Source organism: Roseateles sp. P5_B10 (assembly GCF_056400485.1).
In genome coordinates, this window is sequence record NZ_JBFULE010001361.1 from 1 (window position 1) to 870 (window position 870).

1 protein-coding gene is annotated in these 870 nt (G+C 64.9%); it reads right to left on the reverse strand.

Going from position 1 to position 870, the window contains the following annotated elements; translation table 11 throughout:
• A partial coding sequence (cydB, locus tag AC1DU6_RS33325) for a cytochrome d ubiquinol oxidase subunit II (protein WP_477862614.1) occupies nucleotides 1-867 on the reverse strand: 867 nt, incomplete at its 3' end.
• Nucleotides 868-870 lie beyond the last annotated feature (3 nt).

Consider the following 870-nt stretch of genomic DNA (forward strand, 5'->3'; position numbering starts at 1 on the left):
GTGATAGCCCGCGCCGGCGCGGACCTTGCCGCGAAACACGTAATAGGCCCAGGCGGTGTAGCCGAGGATGATGGGAACCAGCACGGCGACGCCGTAGCTCATGAAATGCAGGCTGTTGTCGGGTGACGCGGCCTGCCAGATGGTGATGCTGCGCGGCACGATATAGGGCCACATGCTGATGCCCAATCCGGCATAGGACAGCGCGAACAGCGCCAGCGACAGGAAGAACGGCCGGTAATCCTGTTTGGCCGCGAGGCTGCGCATCAAGAGCGCTGTGATGGCAGCAACCGCAATCGGCACCGGCGCCGTCAGGATGATGTTGGGCCAGGCGAACCAGCGCCGCGCATATTCGGCATCCAGAAATGGCGTCGCGATGCTGACGAGACCGATGGCGGCGAGCATGGCGAATAGAAGCCACCAGCTCAGCCGATAGGCCTGATCGCGCAGTGCGCCTTCGGTCTTCAGCACCAGCCAGGTGGCGCCGAGCAGGCCATAGCCGGCCATCAGTGCGAGACCGGTCAGGACACTGAACGGTGTCAGCCAGTCCCACCAGCCGCCGCCATAGTGCCGGCCGTTGACGACGATGCCTTGCAGGATAGCGCCGAGCGCCACGCCCTGCGCCAGTGTGGCCATCAGCGATCCGCCGGCGAAGGCGATGTCCCAGAGATTTCGCTCGCGCGTGGTGCGCCAGCGGAATTCGAAAGCGACACCGCGAAACACGAGGCCGAGCAGCATCACGATCATCGGCGTATACAATGCCGGCATCAGCACCGCATAGGCCAGCGGAAACGCCGCCATCAGGCCGCCGCCGCCGAGCACCAGCCAGGTCTCGTTGCCGTCCCAGACCGGGGCGACCGAGTTCATCATGAC